The organism is Moorena sp. SIO3I6, from assembly GCF_010672095.1.
Window position 1 is genome coordinate 1 of record NZ_JAAHHU010000257.1, and the last position, 6,723, is coordinate 6,723.

Annotated in this window: 8 protein-coding genes; 2 read left to right on the forward strand and 6 right to left on the reverse strand. The window is 41.0% G+C overall.

All coding sequences use genetic code 11. The annotated features are described in order from the left end of the window. Positions 1 to 510 precede the first annotated feature (510 nt). The 3 genes from F6K49_RS33180 to F6K49_RS33190 all read right to left on the reverse strand — a co-directional run bounded on the left by F6K49_RS33180 (position 511) and on the right by F6K49_RS33190 (position 2,278). Entirely contained in the window at positions 511 to 846 is a 336-nt protein-coding gene (locus F6K49_RS33180) for a XisI protein (RefSeq protein WP_293103503.1), read from the reverse strand. Then, positions 834 to 1,250, reverse strand: coding sequence for a XisH family protein (locus tag F6K49_RS33185; protein ID WP_293103506.1), 417 nt, complete (start codon positions 1,248 to 1,250; stop codon positions 834 to 836). The genes F6K49_RS33180 and F6K49_RS33185 overlap by 13 nt, the downstream gene beginning before the upstream one ends. A gap of 398 nt (positions 1,251 to 1,648) precedes the next feature. Next, positions 1,649 to 2,278, reverse strand: a complete 630-nt coding sequence (locus F6K49_RS33190; RefSeq protein ID WP_293072298.1) for a Uma2 family endonuclease — start codon at positions 2,276 to 2,278, stop codon at positions 1,649 to 1,651. A gap of 191 nt (positions 2,279 to 2,469) precedes the next feature. On the opposite strand from F6K49_RS33190, the gene F6K49_RS33195 reads away from it, so the two are divergent. Then, positions 2,470 to 2,757 carry a DUF1778 domain-containing protein gene (locus tag F6K49_RS33195; RefSeq protein WP_293040168.1) on the forward strand — a complete coding sequence of 96 codons (288 nt, stop codon included), beginning with the start codon at positions 2,470 to 2,472 and terminating at the stop codon, positions 2,755 to 2,757. Between the two features lie 120 nt (positions 2,758 to 2,877). Here the strand turns inward: F6K49_RS33195 and F6K49_RS33200 are convergent, their stop codons facing one another. From F6K49_RS33200 to coaD, 3 genes are all read right to left on the reverse strand, one after another. After that, entirely contained in the window at positions 2,878 to 4,422 is a 1,545-nt protein-coding gene (locus tag F6K49_RS33200) for an NAD(P)/FAD-dependent oxidoreductase (protein ID WP_293103510.1), read from the reverse strand. A gap of 279 nt (positions 4,423 to 4,701) precedes the next feature. Further along, the gene (locus tag F6K49_RS33205; protein WP_293017356.1) at positions 4,702 to 5,463 is read right to left on the reverse strand and encodes an ATP synthase F0 subunit B; all 762 of its coding nucleotides are present in this window, start codon (positions 5,461 to 5,463) and stop codon (positions 4,702 to 4,704) included. Then, positions 5,370 to 5,924 carry a pantetheine-phosphate adenylyltransferase gene (coaD, locus tag F6K49_RS33210; protein ID WP_287313897.1) on the reverse strand — a complete coding sequence of 185 codons (555 nt, stop codon included), beginning with the start codon at positions 5,922 to 5,924 and terminating at the stop codon, positions 5,370 to 5,372. Before coaD ends, F6K49_RS33205 begins: the two co-directional genes overlap by 94 nt. A 336-nt stretch (positions 5,925 to 6,260) precedes the next feature. Between coaD and F6K49_RS33215 the strand changes: the two genes are divergently transcribed. After that, positions 6,261 to 6,723 (forward strand): AAA family ATPase (locus F6K49_RS33215; protein ID WP_293103513.1); only part of this gene is annotated, 463 nt, incomplete at its 3' end.

The window sequence follows — 6,723 nt, forward strand, 5'->3', positions numbered from 1 at the left end:
CCATGAGCGACTGCATCAAGACAATGCCGTATCCCCAAGAGAGATCCGGTGGATTGCTGAAAAGTCGGGATTGATAATCGTGATTTTTTTGGCATCATGGAAGTAGCTCCTATTTAGGTGGGAGGAAAACCGCGCTGGAGATGATTAACGGGCATGACCAGCGCGGTTATTAGTATCAGTCTTTACCTTATATAGTATAGATAAATCCTCGAAAAAATGCAAGGGTTAATTAAAATATTTTACATTTATTTGCAATTAGTTTTATTAACCATTTTTAGACTCAATTCTGTCTAATAAATTTACCTGATTTTTTTATTAACTGAGCTACAAATTATTGGTTTTTAGGGAGCAGGAATCCCCTCTGATCCCAGGGCTTTTTTTGGCGTCGGACTCAAATGTAATTGGTGGGGAGATAGGGAGATAGGCAGATAGGGAGATAGGGAGATAGGGAGATAGGGACGCACCCGTTCCCTGTTCCCTGTTCCCTAAAAAACCATAAATATCTACTTTCTAACCAACAGCAAATCCATCAAATTGACGCATAAATGGGGCATGATACCCTAGGACAATATCTTGTTTCGGTATCCCTAATTCAAGTAACTCATTCGCCACCCCAAACTCGGTGCCATCATGTTGAATCCAGATTTTTCCATCAAGAATATCAATGTGAATCAAAGGTCCGAAAACACGACGATAATTTTGCCATCCTGCATGAAAGACTTGATAATGATCTTGCTCAGGATCGAAGAATTTATAGACTTTGATATCTTCATTGGCTAGCTTAACCAGACTATGCTTTTCCAAGATTTCCTGAATCAAATGACGATACTGAATTAACTTATCCACTGCAAAATTACCTCCTGATTTGGCTCATATACCAATAGGTTTATGTTAGATTCTTGAATCGTTTGCTTTGCGAAAGGACGACGAAAAAATTCTTCGTAAGTATAGGTAGGAACCGCTAGATAAAGTTTACGTTCCGGTTGTTGCGCTTTTAAGGCAATTCGATAACTTAAACATTGTCCCACTGCTAAGTAAAATTCATAAATTGTAGAAGAACCGATAAAACTTTTCACCTCAACAGCAATTTTTTCAAGACCTTGCTCCGCTGCAATTAGTTTCTCTCCTGCCAGATCTATTTGAATACGAGCGTTATCAAAATCCAGGTAGAGTGGATCGTGAGTGATAATCCATCCATCCTTAATTAGTCCTCCTTTGACAGCTTCATGAAAATAATCCTTAGCAGACATATGATATGCTTTTCCTGAATTTTAGCAATAGTTCACGTTATTTCTTCTAGACTCTTAAAAGAAGCTATCCAACCACATCAGGCTTTTTTTAGTTAAAAAGATTTAACTTCTCAGTAAAACTCATGACCGCAAGGGTTTTGACTGGGGCAGAAATGCCCAACTGTGAGGTTGGTAAGCTCAAGGCGTAGCCGTGGGATGATCTGATATCATGTTCAGTTGAATACTTACACTCTAGTCGAATCGAAGGCAGAGGGCAGAAGGCACAAGGCAGAAGTAAAGAAGTAAGGTTTCAAGGAAGAAGGTTTTTTATCTCTAATTATCCGGACATGATATCACTCTTCCAGTCGATAGTGGTCACACAAAATAGCTTGAGATGAATGCTGCTGGCTATTTTTTTCCTACAAAGCTAGGTTAAAAATATGCTGTGCGGATAACTTGAACTGGGGAAAAGTCGTGGAAACAATGGGAGTATTTCCCGTAAAGGGCGTCATCTGATATTCGCCGTCAACTAAATGACAAACAAAAAATGTGGGTTGCTTGGGGTTGCCGATAAACTTTCTCGCCCCCAATGCGGCATAATCGATAATCCAATATTCTTCGATCCCCATCTCTTCATAATCTCTAAGCTTATTGTAGTAATCGTCACGCCAATTAGTTGAAACAACTTCGACGATTAATTTGACGGAATCAGGATTTTGAATAATTGATTCGCTTTCCCACCGAGATTCCGCCCCCATAACGTCTTGATTCAAAACAATAATGTCCGGTTCATAACCTGAGTTTTCCCGTTTTGGTTTAACAATTGACTCTCTAGGAATAGTCCAAATGCCTCCTTTGTCTATCTGCCTGATAACTATCAATAGTTGCTCGATCAGAGAACCGGTTAGATTTGAATGTTTCCCCTTTGGCTTGGGCATTTCGATAATTACTCCATCATACAGTTCGTACCGGACTTCTGAGTTTTCGGGATACCAGCTGATAAATTCATCAAAGCTGTATAATTTCTGTTCGGCTTTGGCTTGAGTCATAGATCGTTCTTCTTGAAGCTGAAATTTATGGTGACAAAATGACACTATTCTGTTATATAGTCTTTATGGCATTTACCAGGTACGCTGATCAACCTCAAAGTCCCCCTTTTTAAGGGGGATTTAGGGGGATCCCTTGGTACCTAATGGGATAGAGAATTGCTATAGTGAAAGAAATTGAGGCATAAATTCAGATGGCAAGTACCACTCCTAATGATACTCGTGTGACAGCTAGGCTTCCTGCATCGGTCAAAGATACTTTACAAAAGGCTGCGGATTTAACGGGGGCAACCTTAAATCAATTTATGGTTCATGCTCAGGTTAAAGAAGCCCAAAAAGTGATTAATGCAGAACAGGTGATTCATTTATCACCCCAAGATGCGGATATAATTTTTAGTCTGATTGAAAATCCGCCTGCCCCTAATAAGCATTTAAAAGAAGCTATCCAACGGCATCAGGCTTTTTTAATTGAAAAAGATTGAACTTCTGGCTTATTATGATAGATACGGGTTTGAAGGAACGAAAGAGCATCCATTATTGTTGTTTTTGCCTTTATCTAGTTTAGGTAGTGCGTGAGAAGCCAGGGAAATAAATAGAATCGATTAAATCTCAAAAATAGAACTTTCGAGAAGATCAATAACTGCTGAAACAGCTGTTTGTACCGCTCCTTGAACTGAAGCATGATTAATTGCCAAGTGTTCCCCTGCAAAGAAAACACGGGGATTATCTACTGGATAAGCTTGACCGAGTAATGGTTGATAGTTCTCCCGATCCCCTGGAGCAAAATAAGCATAAGAACCAGAACCAGACTGATTATCTTCATCCCAAATACTATGAATAATCTCATCAGTATAGTCTTTAATCTCAGGATGCAGTTGGGAAACTTCCTCTAAGGTTAAATTGGTTTTAGCTGTTTCCTCTAAAGTCCTAAATTTCCTGGAATTATCTTCCCAGCGATAAGCAGCCGTTAATACTGATGGCTGATAAGAAATATCCTTATCTTTAGCAATAAAGTGAGGTTGAGAAATGTTTGTTGAGTCTAATTGAGCATTATCAGAAGGATACCAACACTTTTCGAAATTTAAATCCGTAAAGCTACCACCCCCATAGACATGATCGGCAAATTCCCAAGGACGAGCGGTACAGTGTAATAGAGTTTTACTGGAACTGCAATACCCCAAGTTGTTAATAGCTTCCCGTTGTTGGCTAGGTAAACTAGGGTCAAAATTAATCTGAGCCAGAGCAGTAGCAGGAATGGTACAGATAATATAGTCAAATTCAGCGGTTTGTTGCTTATCCAGCTTATTCCAGACCAGCCTAACCCCTCTATCGGTCATTTCTATAGTTGTTACTCTGGCTTCAGTCTGGATTATGCCTGATATCCTTTTAACCAAAGCCTTAATTAACGTTTCCAGTCCTCCGATTAGCTCATATTGTTCTACTCGATGCCAAGCAAAGAAGTCAATTAAACCATTTAACAGAGATACTTTGTCGTAATGAATTGCTCCAGTAGCATGACCGAGTAACTCAAAAGCATCGGGAGAAAGATGACTGCGAAAATAGTCGGTAACCGTTAGGGTATCCCATTTTATAACTTGATCACTGGTGAAAGTGGGTGCAAATAACTCCCATTTCTCTTTTTCAGTCAAAGAATCGATTAATTCTTCCAATAACTGGTCGTAAAGTTCCCCTGGGTCTTGTTGCTCATCAGGGGTTAAATTGTAAACACCAAACAACTCTTGGTAACTATCTAAACGAGTTTTATTACCCCGTAGATAATAAAAAGCGCCGGGATTGTAATTAATAAAAGGTCTTTTTGGTAAATTAAATTTATCTATATAGTGTAATGTGCAGCCATGACTAGTAGGAATTCGCATTGCGCCTAATTCCCCATAAGTACCATCACTAAAATAATGAGTCTTAATTCTTCCTCCAAGGCGAGAATCAGCTTCTAATATAGTAACTTGATGGTTGAGTTGACTGAGTTCATAAGCACTAACAAGCCCAGCAATTCCTCCACCGATAATCGCAATTCGTTTGCGAGTACCACCTTGATCGTAGGGACTAAGGGAACCAGGATGACGATACAGGCGCTCAAAGGAAAAAGGTCGCTCTAACTCTTGTGTATGGCGATAAGGGTTAAACATCCAGTGTTATCCTAAATTAGGGCTTAAACTGATTCTCCATCAAAAATGCGTTCGCGTAGCGTGACCTACGGCCAATCGCGTAGCGGCTCTTTAACAACCGAATAAATTAAATATTGCAATTATAATAACGATTATCGAAACTTATTATCCTTTTAATGCAAAAGGCAATATAAAAGAGGGTTTTCAGGTAATAAGCGTCAAAAAATACTGTACCTAATAAGTTCTAGAAATGTCCTTAGTTCTTAGTTAATCCTTAATCCTTAATCCTTAATCCTTCGTTCATCCTTTTTTTGACTTCGATGGGGTTTTAGGTGAGCGTGAACCCCCCTTACCATTGTCTTTCTTACCATTGTCTTTCTTACCATTGTCTTTCTTACCATTATCTTTCTTGCCAGAGTTTTGGGGTTTGACAGGACCATTGAGTTGCTGACGTCCATTGCGAATTACTCTAAGCATGTCACTGAGGTGCTGCTCAATATTGTAGAGCACTCCGTCAGCGTAGGCATCTGCCCCATTTTGAATTTCCTCACACTCCGCTAGGGTCATTTGGCGCATTTGCTCCAGTTCCTGCTGGGCTTTGCGGCGCATCTGCTCAAGCTCCGATACCGTTTGCTTGTGCATCGCCTCACACTCTTTTTGAACTTGTTGGCTGATTTGTTGGGCTTCGTGTTCCGCTTGCTGAATAATACCGAGTTCATCTAAAATCATTTCAGCACGCCGCTGAGCTGTCTCAATGATTTCTTGAGCGTACTGTTCAGCTTGCTGGATAATTGCATCGTGTTCTTCAATTATTCTAGTAGCTTGTTGAAAAGCTAAGGGCAAATTTTCCCGCACCAAGTCGAGTTGAGCCAGCAACAGTTCTTCATCAATCAGGGTGCGCCGGGTAAAGGGGATGTGGGGGCTATCGAAGATTATGTCCTCGATATAGTTAAATTGCCCCTGAATATCTATGTCTCCTGATCCAGGATTAAAGGATTCAGTAGGGTTTGGGGGTTTGTTTTGCTCGGGTGGGTCGTACCGGGATGATTCTTGGCGTAACATCGGTATATATCTAAGGCAACCTGTTGGGGGACAAGATGATCGACGGAGCCGCCAAATTTGGCAATCTCTTTGACTACGCTACTACTCAAGAAACTATATTCGTTAGAGGTGGCGAGAAAAACCGTTTCGATTTCATCCCAGAGGGTATGATTAGTATGAGCCATCTGGAGTTCCTTCTCAAAGTCAGAAAGCACCCTTAACCCTCGCAACAGTACTTGAGCTTTCTTCAGTTTGGCATATTCCACCGTTAAACCGGTGAAACTGTCCACTTCCACATTAGGTAAGTCTTGGGTGCAAAGTTTAATCTGCTCGACTCGCTCAAGCACTGTGAACAAGGGAGATTTATTTGGATTGCGCAGCACCGTCACAATCACCTTATCAAAGAGTCTACAGCCACGCTGGATGATGTCAAGGTGTCCTAGGGTAATGGGATCGAAGCTGCCTGGATAGATTGCAATCACGACGCAAGTATTACCAATGGGTTCAAGGAGTGATTATATAGCTTGTTTCACGGCGATGACATACTGAACTATTAGTGAAATATTAGTTTGTTAACTCATTGGTGATTAGTCACTAGTCATTAGTTATTGGTTTTTTTGATATAGTATAGAGCATTTTAATTGCAGCCCCACACTGTCCCCCTTCCGTCCCCCCATCCATTCCATCGGTTAACCCATTTACATCTTTTAACCCATCAGTTGCGCCATCTGCCTATTGCCCATGCTACGCTGATCAGCAATGTGTTCAGTACGCACACTCTGTGTGACCAACCGGTTAACCTAAACCCAGAAACGCCTATGGTACACATCAAGCGAGTGGAACTCTCGCGGTTCAAATCCTTCGGCGGCACCACAAAAATCCCCCTCCTGGAAGGATTTACCGTAATTTCTGGGCCAAACGGGTCAGGCAAATCCAACATCCTTGATGCTCTTCTATTTTGTCTTGGTATCGCCAGTTCCAAAGGAATGCGAGCTGAACGCCTTCCTGATTTAGTTAACCACAATAAAGAACATCGAGGCACTGTCGAAGCGAGTGTCACAGTTACCTTTGACTTATCTGACTTCAATAACTATGACGAGTTACAGGTTAAAGAGTTGGAGGAACCGTTACAGGTTAAAGAGTTGGAGGAACCGTTACAGGTTAAAGAGTTGGAGGAACCGTTACAGGTTAGCAAGTTACAGGTTGTTCGCGAACAACCCAATAACCTTCAACCCAATAACCTTCAACCCAATAACCTTCAACCCAATAACCTTCAAACCA